The organism is Georgenia sp. Z1491, assembly GCF_057652395.1.
Map to the genome: position 1 here is coordinate 2,550,968 of NZ_CM172729.1, position 22,509 is coordinate 2,573,476.

Sequence of the window (22,509 nt, forward strand, 5' to 3'; positions counted from 1 at the left end):
GACCCGGAACCGGGTGCTCGGCCGGGCGCGGAACCGGGGCCGCGGGTGAACGGCAGGCGTCCCGACGGTGGATGAAAGGCGTCTCATCGGGTCATCACCGGTGTCACAACTGCGTCGGGTGAACTACTTCGTACGCCGTCGCCCGACCGGGCAGCTCGCTACGTGGCGAGCAGGGCGCAAGAAGGGGGTCCACCGTGCGCACCATGACGAGGCGCCGTACGCGCCCGGCCGAGGGCGTCTCCGCGCGCACCACGGCGGTCCGGCCCGACGAGTCCCCCGCCGGCACCGTGCCGGGCGACGTGCCCTCCCCCGCCGGACGGCCCACCGACGAGCGGGTGCCGGCGTCGCCGTCCGACGTCGAACCCGCCGGTCGGCTGCGCGTCGCGCTCTACTCCCACGACGCGCTGGGTCTGGGGCACGTCCGCCGCAACCTGGCCATCGCCCGGGCGCTCGGCACGCTGGACCCCGCGCCCGACATCCTCCTGCTGACCGGGGCACCGGAGGCGGTCACCGCCGACCGCCCCGAGCACTGCGACCTCGTCTCCCTGCCCGCGCTGAGCAAGGACGCCACGGGCGTCTACTCCGCCCGCCACCTGTCCGTGGACGAGACGCACATCCGGCACATGCGGCGCAGCATCCTCGCCGCGGCGCTGGACTCCTTCCGCCCGGACGTCCTCGTGGTGGACAAGCACCCGCGCGGGTTCCTCGGCGAGCTCGAGCCGGCGCTCGACCTGCTGCGTGCCGCCGGGACACGCATCGTCCTCGGACTGCGGGACATCCTCGACGACGCCGCCACCGCGCGCCGCGAGTGGCGTGCCGACCGGTCGGACCGGGCGCTGCGGCAGTGGTACGACCAGGTGTGGGTCTACGGAGACCGCGCCGTGCACGACCTCGCCGCCGAGCTCTCGCTGCCCGCCGCCCGCACCGTGCACACCGGCTACCTCGCGGCCGGCCGCTGCCGCGTCGAGCAGGTCACCGAGGTGGAGACCCCCTACGTCCTGGCCACCGTGGGCGGGGGCGCCGACGGCGCCCACCTCGCCGAGACCTTCGTGCGCTCAGCGATGCCGGCCGGGCACCACGGTGTCCTCGTCACCGGTCCGCAGATGCCCACGGACGACGTCCACCGCATCGTCGACCTCGCGGGCACCCGGTCCGACCTCACCGTCCGCACCTACGTCGAGGACGCCGAGGCGCTGCTGGCAGGTGCCTCCGCCGTCGTCTCGATGGGCGGGTACAACACGGTGTGCGAGGCGCTGGCGCTCGACCGGCGACTCCTCGTCGTCCCCCGGGTGCGCCCCCGCCGCGAGCAGCTCGTGCGTGCGGAGCTCCTCGCCGCGACGGGCCGCCTGGACCACCTCCACCCCGACGAGCTCACACCCGGTGCACTGTCGTCCTGGCTCGCCGGTGCGATCGACGCGCCTGCCGCCCCGGGCCCGGGCCCGTCGTCGCCCTCCGCCGCACCGGGAACCGGCACGGCGTGGCCCGTGGGGCGTCGCCGTCCGGACGGGGAGACGCACCGCTCGCCCGTCGACCTCGACGGGCTCGGCCGCCTGCCCCAGCTGCTCACCGCCCTCGCCCCCACCAGGGAGAACCACCATGTCGCGTGAACGCATCGGCTACGTCCTCAAGATGTACCCCAGGTTCTCCGAGACGTTCATCGTCTCCGAGATCCTCGGCCGCGAGGCCCGCGGCGCGGACATCGAGGTGCTCTCGCTCCGCCCGCCGGTGGACCCGCGCTTCCACAGCGCGCTCGCCGAGGTGCGGGCACCGGTCACCTACGTGCCGAGGGTGCGCAGGGCGGAGGACCTGTGGCAGACGCTGCGGGACGCCGCACCCGAGCTGCCCCGCCTGGCCGCCACGCTGCCCGAGCTGCTCGCCGCGGGCGCCGACGACGCCGCGCAGGCCGTCGAGGTCGCGCTCCTGGCCCGGCGCCGCGGCCTGACCCACCTGCACGCGCACTTCGCCTCGCTCGCCACCACCGTGGCGCGGCTGGCCTCGCTGCTCAGCGGCATCCCCTACTCGTTCACCGCCCACGCCAAGGACATCTTCCACTCCTCGGTCGACCCCGCCGACCTGGCCGCCAAGATCGCCGGCGCCCACCACGTGGTGACGATCAGCGACTTCAACGACCGGCACCTGCGCCGCGTCTTCCCCGAGGCGGTCGCCGCCACCCGGCTCCACCGCATCTACAACGGGCTGCACCTGGACGACTTCCCGTTCACCGCGCCGACCCCGGACCGTGGGACGGACGACGACGCGCCCGTGGTGGCCGTCGGTCGCCTCGTCGAGAAGAAGGGCTTCTCCGTGCTCGTCGACGCGATCGCCCACCTGCGCGACTCCGGGCGTCCGACCCGCTGCCGGATCGTCGGCGGCGGCGAGCTCGAGGGCGCCCTGCGCGCCCGGGTCGCGGCCCTCGGGCTGGCGGACCTGGTCCAGATCACCGGTCCGATGCCGCAGCACGAGGTGCGCGGCGAGGTCGCCGCGGCCGGGGTCTTCGCGGCGCCGTGCGTCGTGGGCTCCGACGGCAACGCCGACGGCCTGCCGACGGTGCTGCTCGAGGCCATGGCGCTGGGCACCCCGTGCGTGTCGACCGACGTCACCGGGATCACGGAGGCCGTGCGGCACGAGGTCACGGGCCTGCAGGTGCCCCAGCACGACCCGGTCGCGCTCGCCGCGGCGATCGAGCGGCTCCTCGACGACGACGCCCTGCGCACCCGCCTCGCGCGCGCCGCCCGGGACCTCGTCGAGGACCAGTTCGACACCCGGCACCAGGTCGCCGCCCTCGAGGACGCCGCGCTCGAGGACGCCGCACGCCCCACCTCCGAGGCGGCGAGCGCCGAGCGAGCCGTCGGTCGCCCCGTGGAGGTGGTCCGATGAGGATCGCCTACGTCTGCGCCGACCCCGGGATCCCGGTCTTCGGCACCAAGGGCGCCTCGGTCCACGTCCAGGAGGTCCTCGGCGTGCTGCTGGCGTCCGGTCACGACGTCGACCTGTTCTGCCGCCGCACCGGCGGCTCGCCCTGGCCCGCCGCGGAGGCGGCCCGCGCCCGGGGACGCCTGACGGTCCACGAGCTCGGCCGCATCAGCGGCGCCGACGTCGCCGACCGCGAGGCCCGCGCCATCGCCGCCGACGCCGGGATGCGGGACGCCGTCGAGGCCGCCGGCCCGTTCGACGCCGTCTACGAGCGCTACTCCCTGTGGTCCGCCGCGGGCACCGGGTACGCCCGCGCCCACGGGATCCCTGCGGTGCTCGAGGTCAACGCCCCCCTGCCCGAGGAGCAGGCGCGGCACCGCGGGCTCGTGCGCGCGGACATCGCCCAGGACGTGATCCGCCGGGCCGCGACCGACGCGAGCGCCGTCGTCTGCGTCTCGGAGCCGGTGGCCGAGTGGGTGCGCGCACAGCTCCCGGCCGACCGCACGTCGCACGTGGTGGTCGAGCCCAACGGCGTCGACGTCGACCGCATCCGCCCGCGCCCCGAGGCGGACGAGGACGGACGACCGTTCACGGTCGGGTTCGTCGGCACGCTCAAGCCGTGGCACGGCACCGAGACCCTGCTCGAGGCGCACGCGCTCCTGCGGCGCTCCGTGGTCGACGCGCGGCTGCTGCTCGTGGGCGACGGCCCGCAGGCCGGCCCGCTGCGCGCGCAGGCCGAGTCGCTCGGGATCGGGGACGCCGTCGAGATGACCGGGGCCGTGGCGCCCGTGGACATCCCAGCCCAGCTGCACCGCATGGACGTCGCCACCGCCCCCTACCCGCACGCCGGCGAGGGGTACTTCTCGCCGCTCAAGGTCTACGAGTACATGGCGGCCGGCCTGCCGGTGGTCGCCTCCGAGGTCGGCCAGCTGCCCGCGGTGGTCACGCACGCGCGCACCGGGTTCCTCGTGCCGGGCTCCGACCCGGTGGTGCTCGCCGGGATGCTGCACGTGCTGGCCGACGACCCCTGGCTGCGCCGCCGGACCGGCGCCGCCGCGCGCGAGCACGTGGCCTCCGCCCACACCTGGGGCCACGTCGTCGAGCGCTCGCTGGCCGCCGCCGGCCTCGACCTGGTGGCGCCGCCCGCGAGCTCCGCGACCGTCGCCACCCCGAGCTCCACGCCGGTCGCCGCCCCGGTCGGCACCCCGGTCGCCGCCCCGGTCGGCGCGGCGCGAGGAGTGATCTGATGGCCTCCCGCGCGCCCGCGTCCGAGCTGCGCTCGGTCGTGCCCTCGCTCAAGCACATCTTCACCTTCCTGCGGCCGCACCTGCGGCCCCACCGCGGGATCGTCGTCGGCGGATTCGTCGCGCTCTTCGCGGAGGTCGCGTTCCGGCTGCTGCAGCCCTGGCCGCTGAAGTTCGTCATCGACGGCGTCATCGCCCCCGGTGCCGCCGAGGACCCCGGCCTGTTTCGCCTGCTGATCATGTGCGCGATCGCCGTCGTCGCCATCGCCGCGCTGCGCGCGCTGACCGCCTACCTGACGACCGTGCTCTTCGCGCTCGCGGGCACCCGCGCGATGACCTCGGTGCGCGCCAAGGTCTACGCGCACGTCCTGCGGCTCTCGCTGCGCTTCCACTCCTCCACCCGAGGCGGTGACCTCATCACCCGGCTGATCGCCGACGTCGGGAGGCTGCGGGACGTCGCGATCACCGCCGCCATGCCGCTGCTCGGCAACGTCGTCACCCTCGTGGCGATGCTCGTGGTGATGTTCCTCCTGGACTGGGTCCTCGCGTTCGTCGTCCTGGCGACCCTGCCACTGTTCGCCCTGTCCAGCTCGCGCTCCACCCGCAGGATCACCTCCGCCTCGCGCGTCCAGCGCCGCCGCGAGGGCGAGCTCGCCGGCGCGGCGGGCGAGTCGTTCGGCGCGATCAAGGTGGTCCAGGCCTACTCGCTGGCCGAGCGGCTCGAGTCCTCGTTCGCGGCGTCGAACAACCAGGAGCTCAAGGAGGGCGTGAAGGCCACCCGGCTCTCGGCCGGGCTCGAGCGCACCACGGACGTGCTGGTGGGCGTCGCCACGGGCGTCGTCATGCTGGTCGGCGGCTGGTCGGTGGTGCGGGGCTCGCTCTCCCCGGGCGAGCTGGTCGTGTTCCTCCAGTACCTCAAGACCGCGTTCCGGCCGATGCGTGACCTGGCCAAGTACACGGGGCGCATCGCCAAGGCCGCCGCCTCCGGCGAGCGGATCCTCGACCTCATGGACACGGAGCAGGAGGTCGCCGACCAGCACGGCGCCTACACGATCCGTCGGCTCGCGGGCGAGATCCGGTTCGAGGACGTCACCGCGTCCTACACCGGGTCGGACACGGCCCTCGACGGCGTCTCGCTGCGCATCCGCCCCGGTGCGAAGGTCGCGCTCGTCGGGCACTCCGGGTCGGGCAAGTCCACGATGGCCGGTCTGCTGCTCCGGCTGCAGGACCCGGTGGCCGGCGCGGTCAAGCTCGACGGTCACGACCTGCGCGACGTCACCGTGGAGTCCCTCCGCGCGCACGTGGCGATCGTCCTGCAGGAGTCGGTGCTGTTCCACGGCACCATCGGCGAGAACATCGAGATGGGCCGCGCAGGAGCCGGCCCCGAGGAGATCGAACGGGTCGCGCGAGCCGCGAACGCCCACGACTTCATCACGGCACTGCCGGACGGCTACGACACGATCGTCGGCGAGCGCGGCGACACGCTCTCGGGCGGCCAGCGCCAGCGCATCGCGATCGCGCGGGCGATGCTGCGCGACGCGCCGGTGATCATCCTCGACGAGGCGACCACCGGGCTGGACCCGAAGAACTCCGCGCAGGTCCTGGAGGCGATCGACCGCCTGGCCGAGGGCCGCACCACGGTGGTCATCACGCACGAGCTGGGCGCCGCCCTCGACTGCGACGAGGTGGTGGTGCTCGAGCGCGGCCGCATCGTCGAGCAGGGGGCGCCCCGAGACCTGCTCGACGACGCCGGCTCCCGGCTCGCCCAGCTGGACCCGGCCCCGGAGGAGGACCCTGCGCCGGAGGAGGACCCTGCGCCGGAGGCGGACCAGGCCCCCGAGGAGCGCCCGGCACCGGACGTAGACCCTGCACCGGACACGTACCCCGACCGCCGGCCGGGTGCGACGACCGGGAGACGTCCAGCCGGTGGGTCGGCCCGAGACCACCGCCCGGCCCTGGACCACCGCCCGGTCCGCGCACTCGTCCCGGACCACGACAGGAAGGAGCGTCATGGCCGTCGTCGCACCGGTTGACGCGCGGCTCGTGGCCGCGGACCCCGCGGTTCCCGGGCTCGCCGAGGTCCTCTGCCCCCTCGAGCTGGCGCGCAGCCTCGGCTGGGCCGTCGCCGACGCCCAGATCCGCTACGTGCGCTACAAGCCGGGCACGTCCATGGTCGCCGGGCTCAGGATGCGGGACCTCGAGGGCGGAACCTTCCTCGCGCAGGCCCTCGCCGTCACCGAGGAGGCCGCCCCCAAGCTCGACAAGATCGCCCGGGAGGGCGAGAACGACGACGTGGGGCGTGGCTCCGCCGTCGACGTGCGGCGCGGGGTCGCCGTGGCCGACGCGACGGCCGACCGTCATCTGCCGGGGATCCGGAACCTGGTCCGTGACGCGGAGCGGCTCGATCCGCTCGTGTACAAGCCCGGCCGGCGCTGGGTCGCCCGCCTCGACGGCCCCGCAGGGGTGCCGCAGCTGGCCAAGGTCCACCGTCCGACCGACCTGCCGGCGGTGCTGGCCGGCTACTCGGCCCTGGCCGGGCTGCCGGTGCCCGTGGTGGACCGGGTCGACCGACGCGCCGGGACGGTGGTCAACGACTGGGTGCCGGGCGTCGCGCTGGACACGGTGACGGGGCCGAGCGTGGACGGGCTGTGGGCGCTGGCGGGCGCCGCGCTCGCCGAGATCCATCGGCAGCCCGCGATCGACGGGCTGACGACCGGTGACCACGTCCTCGAGCTCGAGGATGCCGTGCACGGCGTGCTGGCGGTGCTGCCCGGCGTGGCCCCCACCGCGCGAGCGGTCGCCGAGCGGCTCCGCGCGGCGCTCGGCGACGCGCAGCCCCGGGTGGTCCACGGCGACTTCTCCGCCGATCAGGTGATCGTCCGCGGCGGACCGGATGGAGCGGCCCCCGACGACGACGCCCCCGGCCGCGCCGTCGCCGATACCGGCACCGAGGCCGCGGTGAGCGTCCTCGACCTCGATCGCGTCCGGCTGGACGACCCCATGAGCGACCTCGGCTCCTGGTACGGCGCGCACGTGGCTGCCGCGGGCTCGGGCGCCCCGGACCCCGAGGAGCTGCTCGCACCGCTGCTGGCCGGGTACACCGGTGCCGGCGGGCTGCTCGACGCCCGGTTGCTGCGGCTGCACTGCGCGGCGGGGGTGCTCCGGCGGGCGGCCGAGCCCTTCCGGCGCCACACGCCCGACTGGCCCGACGCCGTCGCCGCCCTGGTCGGGTCGGCCCGCGAGCTGGCGGCCCCGTGACCGGGGGCCTGCGGCCGGCGCGGCTGTTCGTGGGCGCCTCGGCCACGGGACCTGGCCCGGCGCCCGTCCCGGAGCCGGCGCCCGTCCCGGAGCCGGCGGGCGGCCCCGGGCCGGCGCCCGGCCCCGAGCCGGCGCCCGCCCCGGAGCCGCCGCGAGCGCGCCACGCCGCCCGCCGGAGTGCCGCCCCCCGTCCGCCGAAGAGCCTCGTCGCCGACGGCCGGCGCTACGACGTCGTGCGGGCCTGGCCGCGCGGACGTAATCACGCGCTCCTGGAGCTCACCTCCGGCGGCGCCACCGTCGCCGGTCAGTGGTTCGCCGACGGCGACGCCCTGGCCGAGGCTGCACGCGGGGCCCCCGCGCCCGCGTCCGTCGTGGGCGACGTCCTCCTGCAGCCCGCAGGGGCCGACGCGCGGCTCCGTGCGCTGCCCGGCGTCCTCGCCGAGGCTGGCGCGCTGCTCGTGGCCCACCGGCCGGGACGCCGCGCCGTCGTGGCCCTTCCCGGCCCGGGAGCGGCCCCGCGGGCGTTCGCGAAGGTGGTACGTCCGAGCCGGTCGCACGACCTGGCGGGCCGCGGCCGGCTCGTCGCCGAGCTGATCGACGGCGTGACGGTGCCGCGGCTGCTCGAGGGCTCGGACCTCGAGGCGGGCGTGCTGCTGTGGAGCGTGGTGCCCGGCCGTACCCTGCACGACCTCGGCGCCGACGGGGACTGGACGCCGAGCCGGGCCCACCACGCCTGGCGCGCGGCGGGTGCCGCGGTGACGCGACTGCACGACGCGCCCCAGGACCGGGTCGCCGCACGGCACGGGGCCGAGGACGAGCTCTCCGCGATCGCGCACTGGCTCGACCCGGCGGTCGCCCACGGGCTCCTCGACCCCGAGCTCGTCGCGCGGGCAGGCGACCGCGTGACGGCCGCACTCCTGGCCGACCGCGGCGGAGACGACCTCGGTGTGCTGCACCGCGACCTGCACGACAAGCAGCTGCTGCTCGCGGACCCGGTCGAAGCCGGGGACGCGGGTGCCGGCGAGGGCGCCGACGACGGGGCCGGTGAGGGCGCCGACGGCGGTGTCGTAGGCGCGGATGCCGACGGCGATGCCGGCGGCGGCGGCGTAGGCGCGTATGCCGTCGACGGGGCCGCCATCGCAGGTGCCGGCCCGGTGGGGATGATCGACGTCGACACCCTCGCCGTCGGCGAGCGAGCGCTCGACATCGCCAACGCGGTCGTCCACCTCGAGCTGCGCCAGGCGCAGGGGCTGCTCAGACCGGACCTGGCCCACGCCGCCCGCGCGGGACTCCTGGCGGGCGCGGCCCCGACGGACACGGAGCGGGTCGCCGACTATGCCGACGCCACGCGCCTGCGACTGGCCGGCGTCTACGCGTACCGACCCCGGTGGCGCGCGGTCGCCACGGACCTCCTGCGCCGCGTCGCCCAACCGACCCCCTGAGTCATCGAGGGTGCGGCTCTCGCCCCTCGAGCGTGCGGTTCTTGCCCCTCGAGCGTGCGGCCGAACGTCATCGAATGGGCGGCCCCGACCCGACCATTCATCGAAGACACGGGGAACTCATCGAGGACACGAGGAACGCGTCGCGAGTACGGCCGCCGGAGGTCCACTCGGCACGTACCCCGCGCCCTCGACGGTAAACCGAGTCCTCGACAAGAGACCGTGACCTCGACGGTGCCTCAGGGGTCACCCACCACGCGTGTCGTCGACGCGAGACCGTGAACCCGGCGAGAGAGCGTGTCCTCGACGAGTCAGGCGGCGGCGTGCGCCAGGAGGTGCTCGGACACGACGTCGGCCGCCCCTATGACACCTCGGAACCCGGGGAAACCGTTGACGTCGACGACGACCGGTCCCGCAGGCGTGCCGATCAGGTCCACACCGAGCAGATGGGCGCCGAGCGCGTCGCGCACGCGTCCGGCCAGGTCCACCAGCTCGTCGTCTGGTTGGAACGGCGTGCCGGCCGGCGTGTGCTCCCGCTCGAGCGTCGACGGCTTGAGCAGGCCCCGCACCGAGCCGCCGGCCAGGTACAGCTTGCGGTCGGTGCCGTCGGAGGCCAGACGGGACTCCACCAGGTAGGGCCCCGGGAACGGCGCGTCGCCCGGCAGCGTGCGGTCGGTGCCGGCCAGCACCTGCGCCCCACGTCCCGGCCCGGCGAAGGACTTGGCGACCACGTGCTCCTTCTCCGCGACCGCGAGCACGCCGGCCCACCGCTCGACGGTGGACGACGGCGGCTGCGGGATCCCGGCGCGCTCGAGAACGCCTCGCCAGGCGCGGCGGTCGCGCAGCAGCCGGTCCGCCGGCCACGGGTTGCACAGGGCGACGCCGCGGTCGTGGGCCTCCTGGAGCAGCGGGGCCACCGAGCTGTGCAGGCCGCGATGGACCACGATCGTCTGGTCGGTGAGGTCGTCGATCTCGACCGTCTCCTCGTGGGGCAGCCGGACGGTCACGGTGCATCGCCGCGACGCCAGGTGGGCGACGACCTCGTCCAGGAGGGTGCCGGACCGGGGCGGCTTGCCCAGGAGCAGTGTGACGGAGGGGGACATACCTCATCGTCCCAGGGCGGCCGTACCCGGGAGCGTGGTTGACGCCCCCGATCGCGCGGCCCGGCCCGACGGCGCTGCGCCCGGACGGTCAGTCGGCCGGGCGGTGCTCCGGCGGGAGGCCGGTGAGTGCGCCGTCGACGGAGCCGTCGGTGGACCGGTAGCGACGCAGCGACCACGGGGCGTCGGCCGGGCGCAGGCCCGCCCACCCGCGCGACCGGGAGGCCTCGGCGGCCAGCAGCCCCGCCGTCGTGGCTCCGTTGTGGATCCTGCCGTCGAGGACGGCCTCGACGGCGTCGGCCAGCGGCACCCACCGGGCGACCATCTCCGACTCCTCGTCCTCGCGGACGTGCCGCTCGGCGTCGGGGACCTCACTGAGGTCGCGGGCGAGCAGGACGCGCACGCACTCGTTCGTGGCGCCCGGCGAGAGCAGGACGTCGGCGAGGACGTGCCAGGTGCCTGCGCGCAGGTCGGCCTCCTCGGCGAGCTCGCGGCGGGCGGCCTCGACCGGGTCCTCGCCGGGCACGTCGAGCAGGCCGGCCGGGATCTCGTGCAGGCGTGCCCGCGACGCGTGCCGGTACTGGGTCACCAGGAGGACCTCGGGCTCGCCGCTTCCCGCGTCGCCGCTTCCCGCGTCGCCGCTACCCGAGTCGCCGCTACCTGCGTCGACACCGCCCGCATCGGTACCCGCGCCGTCGCCACGGAGCGCGACGATCGCGACGGCCCCCGGGTGGACGAGGTACTCGCGCCGCACGGTGGGCCCGCCGGCGCTCAGCTCGACGGTGTCGCCCACGATGTCGAAGATGCGGCCCTCGAGCAGGCGGTCGGCCCGGACCACGCGCCGGTGGTCCTCGGCGTCGGCGAACGTCCCGGCGCCGGGCACCTCCTCGGCGCCGTCGACGGACAGATCCGCGCTCACTCGTCCTCGCAGGGCACGTCGCCGGAGATCAGGTCGGCGCCGGCCGACAGATCCGCGCTCACTCGTCCTCGGCCCCGTCGTCGCCGACCTCGAGGAGCCGGGTGGCGCGCTGCCGCTCGACGGCCGCACCGATGAGCCCGGCGAACAGCGGGTGGGCCCGCGTCGGCCGCGACTTGAACTCCGGGTGCGCCTGGGTGGCCACGTAGTAGGGGTGCTGCTCGCGGTCGAGCTCGACGAACTCCACCAGGTTCCCCTCGGGCAGCGTCCCGGTCACCCGCAGGCCGACGCCCTCGAGACGCTCGCGGTAGGCGTTGTTGACCTCGTAGCGGTGCCGGTGCCGCTCGGAGACCTCGACCTCGCCGTACGTCTCGGCGACCACGGAGCCCGGTGTGAGTGCCGCCCGGTAGGAGCCCAGGCGCATCGTTCCGCCCATGTCCCCCTCGGCGCCCTCGACGAACCGCACCTGCTCGTCCATCGTCGCGATGACGGGCTCGTCGGTGCCCGGGTGGAACTCCGTCGAGCTGGCGCCCTCGAGCCCGAGCAGCGACCGGGCCGCCTCGATGACCATGCACTGCAGGCCGAGACAGATGCCGAGCGTGGGCACCTGGTTCTCGCGCGCCCAGGTCAGCGCACCGAGCTTGCCCTCGATCCCGCGCACGCCGAACCCGCCGGGCACGAGCACGGCGTCGACCCCGGACAGGGCCTCACGCGCGCCCTCGGGGGTGGCGCACCGGTCGGACTCGACCCACCGGATGTTCGCGTACGCGCGGTGCTCGAACGCGCCGGCGCGGATCGCCTCGGTGACGGACAGGTAGGCGTCGGGCAGGTCGATGTACTTGCCCACCAGGGCGACCTCGACGTCGTGCCGGGGGTGGTTGACCCGGTCGAGGAGCCGGTCCCACTCGGTCCAGTCGACGTCGCGGAAGAACAGACCGAGGCGACGCACCACGTAGGCGTCGAGCCCCTCGGAGTGCAGCACCCGGGGGATCTGGTAGATCGAGGGCGCGTCCGGGCACTCGACCACGGCCTCCCGCTCGACGTCGCACATCGAGGCGATCTTGTTCTTCACGCCCTCCGGCAGCGCCCGGTCGGTGCGGCAGACGAGGGCGTCGGGCTGGATACCGATCGACCGCAGCTCGGCCACGGAGTGCTGCGTCGGTTTCGTCTTCAGCTCGCCGGAGGCCGCGATGTAGGGCACGAGCGAGACGTGCAGGAAGAACACGTGGTCGCGCCCGACGTCCTGGCGCACCTGCCGGGCGGCCTCGAGGAAGGGCTGGGACTCGATGTCGCCGACCGTGCCGCCGATCTCGGTGATGATGATGTCCGGAGGCCCATGGCCGTCAGCCGGCTCGGCCTGCGCGCGCATGCGCGCCTTGATCTCGTCGGTGATGTGCGGGATGACCTGCACGGTGTCCCCGAGGTACTCGCCGCGCCGCTCGCGGGCGATGACCTCGGAGTAGACCTGGCCGGTGGTGGCGTTGGCCCGACCGGACAGCTCGATGTCGAGGAACCGCTCGTAGTGGCCGATGTCGAGGTCGGTCTCGGTGCCGTCCTCGGTGACGAACACCTCGCCGTGCTGGAAGGGGTTCATCGTGCCCGGGTCCACGTTGATGTACGGGTCGAGCTTCTGCATCACGACCCGCAGGCCGCGCGAGCGCAGGAGCCTGCCGAGGGAGGAGGCCGTGAGGCCCTTGCCGAGAGAGGACACCACCCCGCCGGTCACGAAGATCTGCTTGGGGACCGAGGTGCCGGGCAGAGGCCGGTGCGAGGTGGGTGCCACGGGCTTCGACCCTAGCAGCGTGAGCCGGGTTCGTAGACGGACACGAGCTGGCGGTGAAGGTCACCCTCGTCCGGCAGCTCGGCCGAGCGCCGCCGCGCGCGGTCCCCCAGCCGGCCCGCGAGCTCCGTGTCGAGGAGGACCTGCACGACGGCGGCGCTCACCTCGGCTGCGTCGCGGCCGGTGAGCAGGGCGGCGTCCCCGACGACGAGGCCCGTCCCGCCGACCTCCGTGGCGACGACGGCCGCGCCGGCGTGCATCGCCTCGCCCAGCGAGATGGGCTGCCCCTCCCACACCGAGGTCGACACGACGACGTCGGCCGCCGCCAGGAGGTCCGGGACGTCCGCGCGGGGGCCGAGGACGCGCACGGGGGCGCCGGCGGCGGTCGCTGCGGCCGCCACCTCGGGGCCGAGCGGCCCGCCGCCGGCCACGCACCACACCGCGGCCGGAGCGCCGTCCGTCCGCGCGGGCAGGAGCTGTTCGGCGGCCGCGGCGGCGTCGACGAGGAGGTCGAGGCCCTTCTGCGGCGCGAGACGTGCCACGGACAGGACGAGTCTCTGACCGCCCAAGAGGCCGAGGTCGCGGCGCACCTCGGCCGCGGTGGCGCGGACGGCCCGCGGGGCGGGCGCGGGGATGACGGCGACCTCGACGTGACGCGCGCCCAGCCGGCGGGCCCGCTCGGCGAGGTCGGGGGCGACCGGCAGGACCACGTCGGCGCCGCGGGCGACCACGGCCTCCAGGGCCTGGGCGATCGCGCGGACCCTGGCGCTGCCCACGGCGAGGTTGTGCTCGGTGACCACGAGCCGTGGCCGGCGCGGCAGCGAGCGGACGGCGAGCGCGGCGGCGGCGCCGGCGCGCAGGCCGTGGGCGTGCACGACGTCGGCGCCGGCGGCGAGGTGGCGCAGGCGGCGCACGGTGGCGAGATCAGCGCCCGAGGGGCGGTCGCGCAGGTCGACGACGGCGGCGGGCACGGGGGCGCCGAGGACGACGTCGGCGACGACGCCCGCGGGCCCGGCCAGCCGGACGTCGTGGCCGTGGGAGCGCAGCACGTCGACGACCTGGCTCACGTGGCGGGCGACCCCGCCGGTGGTCGTGCCGGTCACCTGGAGGATCCTCATGACTCGTCCTTCCGATCGCTGTTCTCGGGGGCGGTCGGTCCGGTGCCCGCGCCGCGCCCGCGGCGGCGCAGCACGGCGAGCACCTGCCAGTCCCCCGCCGCCACCACGGCCACCCAGGCCAGGAGCGCCACGGCCCCGCCGGCCGCGAGCGCCAGGACCGCGCGCAGCGGGCCGTCGCCCGCGACGAGCTCGGTGACCCACCGGCCGGCGAGCCCGCCGATCACGGCACCGACCACCGCGGTCCCCGCCGTGCGCGCGAGGCCGGCGAGCGCGGCTCCGCCGAGTGCGCGCGCGAGGCACACGGCCGACAGCACGCCGGCGAGCGTCATCCCGACGCTCGAGGCGGCCGCGAGCAGACCGAGCAGGGTGCCGTGCCCGGCGCCCGCCGCGGCGATGCCCGCGACCACGGTGGCCGCGGCGGTGACGAGCCAGCCCACGAGTGCCGGGACGGTCGCCAGGCGCGCGCGGTGGACGGCGTACAAGGAGCGCTGGGCGTGCAGGAGCAGCGCGAAGCCGGGCAGGCCCAGGGCGAGGACGGTGAGCGTCGTCGTCATGCCCGGCATGTCGTGGCGGGCGGAGAAGATCGCGGTGACCGCGGGGGCGACGGCGACGAGGGCGGCGGCACCGAGCGCGCCGGCGGCGAGCACGGCGCGCGCCGAACGGGCCACCACGGGCGCGCTGTCGGCCACGGACCGCGAGGCCAGCTCGGCGACGCGGGGCGCCACGGCCGTGACGAGCGGGACGGCGAGCACGGCGTAGGGCAGCAGGTAGGCGGCCTGGGCGTACTGCCACACGTTGTAGGAGCCGGGCTGGGCCGCCGTGGCGCGCAGCACTGCGAGGACGGCGACCTGCTGAGCGAGCAGGGCGGCGAGGCCGGCGCCGGCCAGGGCGAGCGCGCGGCGACGCAGGTCGGCGCCGAGGTCGAGGGTGGGGCGCCAGCGCAGGCCCAGGCCGCGCAGGGCGAGCACCGGGGCCAGGCTCATCGCGAGCACGCCGGCGGTCGTGCCCCAGCCGAGGACGGCCACCATCGTGGGGGCGATCGTGGCGGGGTCGTCGGTCGCCGGGCCGCCGAACAGGCCGACGAGGCCGTAGGTGGCGATGACGACCAGGGAGGACAGCAGCGGGGCGAGCGCCGGCCAGGCGAACCGGTGGTGGGCCTGGGCGACGCCGGTGAGCACGGTGCCGATCCCGTACAGGGGGACCTGGACGGCGAAGATGCGCAGGAAGGTCGTCGTGAGGTCCAGGCTCGCCTCGGGCGCGTCGGAGCCGAGCAGGAGCCCGGCCAGCGGGCGGGCGAGGACGGCGACGAGCAGGCCGAGCGGGGCGAGGATCGCCACGGTCCAGGACAGCAGGGCCGACGCGCGCCGTCCGGTCTCGTCGCGCAGCCCCTGGGCCAGCGGCGCCGCGAGCAGCGGGACGACGAGGCCGACGAGCGCTCCGCCCGCGGCGATCTCGAACAGGACGTTGGGGATCGTGTTGGCCTTGGCGTAGGCGTCGGCGGTCGCCGAGCTGCCGAGGACCCAGGACTGGACGAGCCAGCGGGCGAACCCGGCGGCGCGCGAGGCGAGAGTGAGGACGGCGATGAGGCCGGCGGCGCCGAGCGCGCCGGCGAGGACGGGAGCGGGGCGCGCGCCCCGGTCGGTCTCGCGCTCGCGACCGCGCTCGGCCCCCGTGCCGGCCTCTCCCCCGGACGCGGGGCGCGCGCCCCGGTCGGCGGCCCGGGGCTCGTCGGCGGCCCGGGGCTCGTCGGCGGTGCCCACGGGTCAGGCCGCGCGGCCCGCGCGGTCGATCGCCCGCAGCACCGGGACGGAGTCGATGACGGACGTGAACGAGATCCGCTCGGAGGCCAGGGTGAGCGCGACGACGCCGCCGAGCGCCACCGTGCGCCGCACGGCCGAGCCGTCGGCGGCGAGGACCACGCCGACGAGGGCGCCGAGCGGGTTCGCCCCGGTGTCGCCGAGCATGTCGCGCGCGGCGAGGTCGGCGGGCAGCGCGGCACCGACGACGCCGAGCGAGCCGGCCGCGAGCGCCGCCCGTTGGTCCGGCCCGGCGAGCGCGGCGGGCGCGAGCGCGAGCCCGGCGACCTTGAGCGCGCGGCCGGGGCGCAGGTCGAAGAGGTTGGCGAGGTTCGCGCAGCCGGCGACCAGGGCGGCGTCGGCGAGCCTGCCGAGGACCGGCCGCGGCCCGGGCAGGAGCGCGGCGGCACCGGCGGCACCGGCGCCGACGACGGCGATCTTCACCGCCCCGGTGGTCACCTCGCCGCGGGCGAGCGCGCCCAGGTGGCCCTTGAGGCCCTTCGCGCGGCCCGTGGGGACGCCGGTGAGGTCCTCGCCGTGGTCGTCGAGCACGCCCGCGACGGTCGCGGCCCCGCCGGCCACCCCCGCGGCGAGCGCGACGCGCGGCCCGAGCGGGGTCGCGGCGGCCAGCAGCGGGCCGAGCGCGGTGGCGGCGGCGCCGACGGCCAGCCCGCCGAGCAGCGAGACGGGGTCGCCGGCGTGGTTGGTGCGCGTCCAGGCGCCGGGCCGACCGGGCGGGCGGCGGTCGAGCAGTCGGCGGGCGGCGACCGTCGCGCCGGCGCCCAGCGCGGCGGCGGTGGCACGGGCGAGCAGGCAGTTCACGGCGCGGGGTCCTCGTCGTCGCCGGTCGTACCGCCGCGCGCAGAGTCGCCACCGGTACCGGAACCGCCGGTGTCGCCGGAGCCGGTTCCGGCGTCGTCGGCCCCGGTGCCGCCGCCCGTCCCACCCGTCGGCGACTCGCCCTGGGTGGGCGACTCGGGGTCCACGGCCGGCGGGGCGCCCTCGGCGCGCCGCTCGGCCGGCGTGGCCACGGCGGGCGGCAGGACGGCCTCCGCACCCTCGTCGAACCCGTAGTGCTCGACGATCCCGTCGAGCGTCGCGGCCACGGCCAGGGGCGTGACGACGGTGGCGGAGACCGAGCCGACGGAGTCGACGCTGGTGGCGGCCGGCGCCAGCGAGAGGTCGTCGCGCAGGACGCCGACGAGGTCACGGGTGGACTCCCCGGCGCCGACGAGGACGAACGGCGCCTCGTCGGCCATCGCCCCGAACGCCTGCAGGGCGGTGACGTGGGCGATCCGACGCTCGGCGGCCTCCGCCTCGACGTCGGGGGTGCCGTCCTCGTCGGAGTCCTCGTCCGGGTCCGTGTCGGGCTCGGGCTCCGGGCGGGCACCGACGACGACGACGACGTCGGCCCGGCCCTCGGGGTCCGTCTGCAGCGTGACGAGGTCCTCGCCGGCGCCGAGCAGCACGTCGAGGAGCTCCCCGTCGGCGGCGACGTCGTCGAGCGACTCGGTCTCGTCGTGGCCGATGGTCAGCGCGTCGGCGATGGCGCCGCCGAGGGTGGCGACGGGGTCGGCGTCCGGCTCGGCGTCGGGAGCCACGTCGTCGAGCAGGTCGATCCGCTCCTCGCCCATCGCCGGCGTCACGAGGGTCTCCGAGAGCACGCCCTCGACGACGATCTCGGCACCGGCGTCGGCGAGCGAGTCCTGGACGGCGGTGAGGTCGTCGCCGTTCGTGCCGGGCATCGCGAGCAGGGCGACGCGACCGCCGTCGAGCGTGCCGTCGACGAGGCGGGGGCCGCCCTCCTCGAGCAGGGCGTTGACGGAGTCGAGGTCGGCGCGGGTGTCGGTGAGCTCGGCGCGCATCTCCTCACGGTCGGTGCGCAGGTCCTGGACCTGGCCGCGCAGCGTGTCGCCCAGGGCGCCGCCGAGCGGGCCCGCGCCGAGCAGGATGCCCACGGCCAGGGCCATGAACACCGCGATCAGCGAGACCACGTGGAACTTGAAGTCGATCATGCGTCTCTCCTGCTACCCGTCATGCTCACCCGGACCCGAACAGGGAACGCACCCAGGCCACGACGTCCCCCCACCGCGTGGCGGCGAGCTCGAGGAAGGCCTGTCCCGCCGTCGTGGCGAGGACGGCGGCCGCCAGGGCGAGCAGGCCCGCGAGCACGAGGAGGACGAGGAGCCAGCCGGAGATGCGCGTCCGGTACAGCCGGGAGACGCCCTTGGCGTCGATGAGCTTGGAGCCCACCCGCAGGCGGGTGAGGAAGGTCGACGCCATGCCGGCGCGCCCCTTGTCGAGGAACTCGTTGAGCGTGTTGTGGGTGCCGACGGCGACGATGACGCTGGCGCCCTTCTCGTCGGCGAGCAGCATGGCCACGTCCTCCGACGTACCGGTGGCGGGCACGACGAGGTGGTCGACGCCGAGCGCCTCCACGCGGGCCTTGCCGGGGGCGCGGCCGTCCCGGTAGCCGTGGACGAGGATCTCCGCGCCCGAGCGCAGCGCCTCGTCGGACACGGAGTCCATGTCGCCGACGATCATGTCGAGCCGCAGACCGGCCTCGAGGACCGCGTCTCCCCCGCCGTCGACGCCGACGATGAGGGGCCGGAACTCCCGCACGTACGGCCGGAGCATCGCGAGGTCCTCCTTGTAGTGGTACCCGCGCACCACGATGAGGACGTGCCGCTCGTCGAAGACCGTGCGCACCTCGGGGATGCCGATGCCGTCGATGATGAGGTCCTGCTCGAGCTCGACGTACTCCATCGTGTTCGTCGCGAACTTCTTCAGCTGCTCGGAGATGCCCGCGCGGGCCCGGCGCTGGTCCTCGGCGATGGTGCTCGGGTCCTGGACCTGGCCGCGGCCGACGAGCTCGCCGCCGGTGCTGATCGTGCCGTCGGGGCTGATCTCGACGAGGTCGCCCTCGGAGATCTCCATGAGGTGCTCGCCGACGTCGTCGACGAGCACGATGCCGGCGTCGACGAGGATCGAGGGACCGGCGTTGGGGTAGCGCCCCGAGGTGGACTCGGCGGCGTTGAGCACGGCGACGGGGCGGGCGGCGACGAGGGACTCGGCGGCGACCCGGTCGATGTCCACGTGGTCGATGACGGCGACGTCCCCGTGGCGGAGCCGCGACGTGAGGCGCTTGGTCCGCGCGTCCACGCGGGCGGGCCCGGAGACGGCCGCGGGGTCGGCGGACGCACGGCGCGCCGGTCGTTGGAAGAGCCTCACCGCGTCATGGTGACACGCCGGCCAGCTCGAGCAGCTCCGCCGCGTGCGCGCGCGCCGCCTCGGAGTCGTCCTGACCTGCGAGCATGCGCGCGAGCTCGACGACGCGCTCCTCGCCGGCCGCCCGCACGACGTCGGTGACGCCGTCGCTCCCGCGTGTGACGACGAGGTGGTCGGTGGCGAAGGCGGCGACCTGCGCGAGGTGCGTGACGACGACGACCTGGTGGCGCTCGGCCAGCCCCGCGAGCCGTCGCCCGACCTCGACGGCGGCGCGTCCGCCGACCCCGGCGTCGACCTCGTCGAAGACGAACGTCCGTGCGCGGCCGCCGGCCTCGGTCGCGAGGCACACCTCGAGGGCGAGCATGACGCGGGACAGCTCACCGCCCGAGGCGGCCTGGCCGAGGGGGCGGGCCGGTGCGCTCGGGTGCGTGGCCAGGGTGAGGACGACCTCCTCGGCGCCGTGCGGGCCGGGCTCGGGCAGCGGCTCGAGGTCGATGCCGAGGCGGGCCCCGGGCATCGCCAGGCCGCGCAGCTCGGCGTCGACGGCCGCCGTGAGCCGCTCGGCGGTGGCCCGCCTCGAGGCGGTGAGGTCGGCGGCTGCGCTCTCGCGGACCTCCTCGGCCTCGGCGACGGCGGCCGCGAGGGCCTCCGGCTCGGCGGCGGGACCGTCGATCTGGGCGAGGCGGGCGGCGGCCCGCTCGGCCTCGGCGAGGGCCTCGTCGACGCCGCCGACCCCGAGGTCCTTGGCCAGGCGGCCGAGCTCGGCGCGGCGGGAGTGGACGGTGTCGAGCGCGGAAGGGTCGGCGTCGAGCCCGTCGAGGTAGGCGGCCAGCTCGACGGCGACGTCGTCGAGCAGCGGTGAGACGGCGGAGACCCGTTCGGCGAGCGCCGCCAGGGCCGGGTCGTGGCCGCTGGCGGCCGCCAGGGCGTGCGCGGCGCGGGCGACGAGCGCGGACGCGCCGGGGGTGGCGCTGTCCTCGTCCCCGCCGATGGAGCCGCGCGCCTCGACGGCCGCGGTGCGCAGGGCCTCGGCGTGCTCGAGGCGCAGGGAGGCGGCCCGCAGCTCCTCGTCCTCGCCGGGCGTGGGGTCGGCGGCGGCGACGAGCTCGGCGACGCGGGTGAGCGCGGCGATCTCGGCGAGGCGTCGCCCCTCGTCGGCGGTGCGTTCCTCGAGCGCGGCACGGGCGGCGACCACGGCGGCGTGCGCCTCGGCGGCGGCCGTGACGAGGGCCAGGTGCTGCGCTCCGCCGAAGGTGTCAAGGGCGGCGCGCTGGCGGGCGGGCTCGCGCAGGCGGAGCTGGTCGGCCTGGCCGTGGACGGTGACGAGGCCGTCGCCGATGTCGGTGAGCAGGGCGGCGGGCACCGTGCGGCCGCCGGCGTGGGCGCGGGAGCGGCCCTGGGCGGAGACGGTGCGCGCCACGAGGAGGACGTCGTCGTCGAGGGTGGCCCCGGCGTCGTCGGCCAGCGAGCGTGCGGGGGCGTCGTCCGGGACGGACCACTCCCCCTCGACGACGGCGCGCTCCGCGCCGTGCCGGACGATCGCGGGGTCGGCCTTGTGGCCGAGCAGCAGCCGCAACGAGGTGAGGACCATCGTCTTGCCCGCGCCGGTCTCGCCGGTCAGGGCGGTCAGGCCGGGCCCGAGGTCGAGGTGGGCCCGGGCGATGACACCGAGGTCCTCGATGCTCACGCGCTCGATCACCGGGTGCCCCCCTGGGCCCCGTTGGTGCCGGGCGTGCCTCCGCCCCGCCAGCCGCTGACCGGGAGGTCGAACTTCGCCACGAGGCGGCCCGAGAAGGGGGCGTCGCTGAGCAGGGCCAGGAGCGCGGGTCGGCGGCCGCGGCGGACCTCGATGCGGGAGCCGGGGGGCGCCTCGATGGTGCGGCGGCCGTCGCAGCGCACGACCGCGGCCGCGCGCGCCTCGGCGAGGATCTCGACCTCGAGGACGGACTCCCGCCCGACGACCATGGGCCGGGTGAACAGGGCGTGGGCGGCGATGGGGACGACGAGGAGGGCCTCGAGGCCGGGCCAGACGACCGGTCCGCCGCCGGAGAACGCGTAGGCGGTGGAGCCGGTGGGCGTGGCGAGCACGACGGCGTCGCAGCCGAAGGTCGACAACCCCCGTCCGTCGACGCCGAGGGCCGCCTCGACCAGCCGGCCCTCGGGGCCCTTCTCCACGGCGGCCTCGTTGAGGGCCCAGCTGTGGTGCGTGGCGCCGACCGGGGTGCGGACCGTGACGTCGATGGTCATGCGCTCCTCGACGAGGTAGTCGCGCGCGACGATCCGCCGCACCACCTCCGGGAGCGCCTCCGGCTCGGCCTCCGCGAGGAAGCCGACGTGGCCGAGGTTGACGCCGAGGACCGGCACGCCGTGCGGGCGGGCGAGCTCGGTGCCGGTGAGGATCGAGCCGTCGCCGCCGAGGACGACGACGAGCTCGGCGCCCTCGACCTGCGTGGGTCCGACCGGCTCGGAGTCGGTTGCTGAGTCCGTCGCGGGGCTGACGGAACGCACGGACAGGCCCGCGGCCGTGAGGCCCTCGTGGACGGTGGTGGCGGCCGCGAGCGCGTCGGCCCGCGTGGGGTGGTGGAGGAGGACGACCTCGCGGTCGCCGGGGCGCACGTCCTCGTCGGCCCGGTGCTTGGGGGGCTCGGTCATCGCACGGCCTCCTTCCCGGCGGGGCCCTCGGCCTTGTCCGCGGGGGCCTCAGCCTTCCCGGCAGTGCCCTCGGACCTTCCGGCAGGGCCTTCGGCGACGGCGGTGCGCGCGGCCTCGGCCAGGGCGTCGCCGGTGAGCGGGTGCTCGGCGCCGCGGCGCAGCGCGACGAAGTACTCGACGTTCCCGGCGGGGCCGGGCAGGGGGCTCGGGACCACGGCCCAGGCGTCGAGGCCGAGCTCCTGGGCGGCGTGGGCGACGTCGACGATGGTGGCGGCGCGCTGGTCGGGGTCGCGGACGACGCCGCCGCTGCCGAGCGCGTCCTTCCCCACCTCGAACTGCGGCTTGACCATGAGCAGCAGGTCGGCGTCGTCGGCGGCGGCTCCCGCCAGGGCGGGCAGGACGAGGCGCAGGGAGATGAAGGACAGGTCGCCGACGACGAGCGTCGGGGCCGGTGCGACGGCCGCGGGGTCGAGCGTGCGGACGTTGGTGCGCTCGAGGACGGTGACCCGGTCGTCGGTGCGCAGGTTCCAGGCGAGCTGGCCGTACCCGACGTCGACGGCGACGACCTCGGCGGCGCCGCGGCGCAGGAGGACGTCGGTGAAGCCGCCGGTGGAGGCGCCGGCGTCGAGGCACCGGCGGCCCGCGGGGTCGACGGGGGTGCCCCGCGCGGCGAGCGCGTCGAGGGCACCGATGAGCTTGTGTGCGCCGCGGGAGACGTAGTCGTCGACCGTGCCGGCCTCGCGGACGACGATCGCCTGCGCGGGGTCGACCTGCCGGGCGGGCTTGAGCACGGCCTCGCCGTCGAGGGTGACGCGGTGGGCGACGATGAGCTCGGCGGCGTGCTGGCGCGAGCGGGCGAGTCGGCGGCGGACGAGCTCGGCGTCGATGCGCGTCAGGCGCGCCACCTCAGCCGCCGTCCTGGGCCAGCCGGGCCTGGAGCGAGGAGTGGAGTGCCTCGAGGGCGTCCGCCTGCGCGTCGAGGTCCCGCTCGGCGAGGTCCGCGGGCAGGCGGTCGTCCCCGCGGACGGACGCGGGGGTGGGCCGGGGCTGCTCGCTCATCCCGGA

At 76.2% G+C, this 22,509-nt stretch carries 18 protein-coding genes; 6 read left to right on the plus strand and 12 right to left on the minus strand.

The features are described 5' to 3' along the window. Positions 1 to 203 precede the first annotated feature (203 nt). The 6 genes from AC24HA_RS11770 to AC24HA_RS11795 are packed head-to-tail and all read left to right on the plus strand — an operon-like array spanning position 204 to position 8,857. The gene (locus AC24HA_RS11770) at positions 204 to 1,607 is read left to right on the plus strand and encodes a glycosyltransferase family protein (protein WP_425710130.1); all 1,404 of its coding nucleotides are present in this window, start codon (positions 204 to 206) and stop codon (positions 1,605 to 1,607) included. Further along, positions 1,597 to 2,877 (plus strand): glycosyltransferase family 4 protein, encoded by a 1,281-nt coding sequence (locus tag AC24HA_RS11775; RefSeq protein WP_425710131.1) that lies wholly within the window; start codon positions 1,597 to 1,599, stop codon positions 2,875 to 2,877. Before AC24HA_RS11770 ends, AC24HA_RS11775 begins: the two co-directional genes overlap by 11 nt. Then, complete coding sequence (locus tag AC24HA_RS11780) at positions 2,874 to 4,160, plus strand: glycosyltransferase family 4 protein (protein WP_425710132.1); 1,287 nt, start codon at positions 2,874 to 2,876, stop codon at positions 4,158 to 4,160. Before AC24HA_RS11775 ends, AC24HA_RS11780 begins: the two co-directional genes overlap by 4 nt. Continuing rightward, positions 4,160 to 6,190, plus strand: a complete 2,031-nt coding sequence (locus AC24HA_RS11785) for an ABC transporter ATP-binding protein (RefSeq protein ID WP_425710133.1) — start codon at positions 4,160 to 4,162, stop codon at positions 6,188 to 6,190. The genes AC24HA_RS11780 and AC24HA_RS11785 overlap by 1 nt, the downstream gene beginning before the upstream one ends. After that, positions 6,168 to 7,415 carry a phosphotransferase gene (locus AC24HA_RS11790; RefSeq protein ID WP_425710134.1) on the plus strand — a complete coding sequence of 416 codons (1,248 nt, stop codon included), beginning with the start codon at positions 6,168 to 6,170 and terminating at the stop codon, positions 7,413 to 7,415. The genes AC24HA_RS11785 and AC24HA_RS11790 overlap by 23 nt, the downstream gene beginning before the upstream one ends. Beyond that, complete coding sequence (locus AC24HA_RS11795; protein ID WP_425710135.1) at positions 7,412 to 8,857, plus strand: hypothetical protein; 1,446 nt, start codon at positions 7,412 to 7,414, stop codon at positions 8,855 to 8,857. The genes AC24HA_RS11790 and AC24HA_RS11795 overlap by 4 nt, the downstream gene beginning before the upstream one ends. Before the next feature lie 308 nt (positions 8,858 to 9,165). On the opposite strand, the gene AC24HA_RS11800 is transcribed toward AC24HA_RS11795, so the two are convergent. From AC24HA_RS11800 to AC24HA_RS11855, 12 genes are all read right to left on the minus strand, one after another. After that, positions 9,166 to 9,957 (minus strand): ATP-grasp domain-containing protein, encoded by a 792-nt coding sequence (locus AC24HA_RS11800; RefSeq protein WP_425710136.1) that lies wholly within the window; start codon positions 9,955 to 9,957, stop codon positions 9,166 to 9,168. Between the two features lie 88 nt (positions 9,958 to 10,045). Next, a complete protein-coding gene (locus AC24HA_RS11805; protein WP_425710137.1) occupies positions 10,046 to 10,873 on the minus strand; it encodes an NUDIX domain-containing protein in 828 nt (275 codons plus the stop codon). 58 nt (positions 10,874 to 10,931) lie between these two features. Then, positions 10,932 to 12,653: a CTP synthase gene (pyrG, locus tag AC24HA_RS11810; protein ID WP_425710138.1), complete on the minus strand. Its 1,722-nt coding sequence runs from the start codon at positions 12,651 to 12,653 to the stop codon at positions 10,932 to 10,934. Positions 12,654 to 12,664: 11 nt separating this feature from the next. Further along, positions 12,665 to 13,768: a glycosyltransferase family 4 protein gene (locus tag AC24HA_RS11815; RefSeq protein WP_425710139.1), complete on the minus strand. Its 1,104-nt coding sequence runs from the start codon at positions 13,766 to 13,768 to the stop codon at positions 12,665 to 12,667. Continuing rightward, positions 13,765 to 15,528 (minus strand): murein biosynthesis integral membrane protein MurJ, encoded by a 1,764-nt coding sequence (murJ, locus tag AC24HA_RS11820; protein WP_425710140.1) that lies wholly within the window; start codon positions 15,526 to 15,528, stop codon positions 13,765 to 13,767. Before murJ ends, AC24HA_RS11815 begins: the two co-directional genes overlap by 4 nt. 3 nt (positions 15,529 to 15,531) lie before the next feature. Then, positions 15,532 to 16,386, minus strand: a complete 855-nt coding sequence (locus AC24HA_RS11825) for a hypothetical protein (RefSeq protein ID WP_425710141.1) — start codon at positions 16,384 to 16,386, stop codon at positions 15,532 to 15,534. Continuing rightward, complete coding sequence (locus tag AC24HA_RS11830; RefSeq protein WP_425710142.1) at positions 16,383 to 17,579, minus strand: copper transporter; 1,197 nt, start codon at positions 17,577 to 17,579, stop codon at positions 16,383 to 16,385. Before AC24HA_RS11830 ends, AC24HA_RS11825 begins: the two co-directional genes overlap by 4 nt. 25 nt (positions 17,580 to 17,604) lie before the next feature. Then, the gene (gene steA / locus AC24HA_RS11835) at positions 17,605 to 18,795 is read right to left on the minus strand and encodes a putative cytokinetic ring protein SteA (RefSeq protein ID WP_425710143.1); all 1,191 of its coding nucleotides are present in this window, start codon (positions 18,793 to 18,795) and stop codon (positions 17,605 to 17,607) included. 4 nt (positions 18,796 to 18,799) lie between these two features. Further along, positions 18,800 to 20,479, minus strand: a complete 1,680-nt coding sequence (gene recN / locus AC24HA_RS11840) for a DNA repair protein RecN (RefSeq protein ID WP_425710144.1) — start codon at positions 20,477 to 20,479, stop codon at positions 18,800 to 18,802. An 8-nt stretch (positions 20,480 to 20,487) separates the two neighbouring features. Then, on the minus strand, positions 20,488 to 21,444 hold the full coding sequence (locus tag AC24HA_RS11845; protein ID WP_425710145.1) for an NAD kinase: 957 nt from the start codon (positions 21,442 to 21,444) through the stop codon (positions 20,488 to 20,490). Then, positions 21,441 to 22,349, minus strand: coding sequence for a TlyA family RNA methyltransferase (locus tag AC24HA_RS11850; protein WP_425710146.1), 909 nt, complete (start codon positions 22,347 to 22,349; stop codon positions 21,441 to 21,443). Before AC24HA_RS11850 ends, AC24HA_RS11845 begins: the two co-directional genes overlap by 4 nt. Position 22,350: 1 nt before the next feature. Continuing rightward, on the minus strand, positions 22,351 to 22,503 hold the full coding sequence (locus AC24HA_RS11855; protein WP_425710147.1) for a hypothetical protein: 153 nt from the start codon (positions 22,501 to 22,503) through the stop codon (positions 22,351 to 22,353). Positions 22,504 to 22,509: the final 6 nt, after the last annotated feature.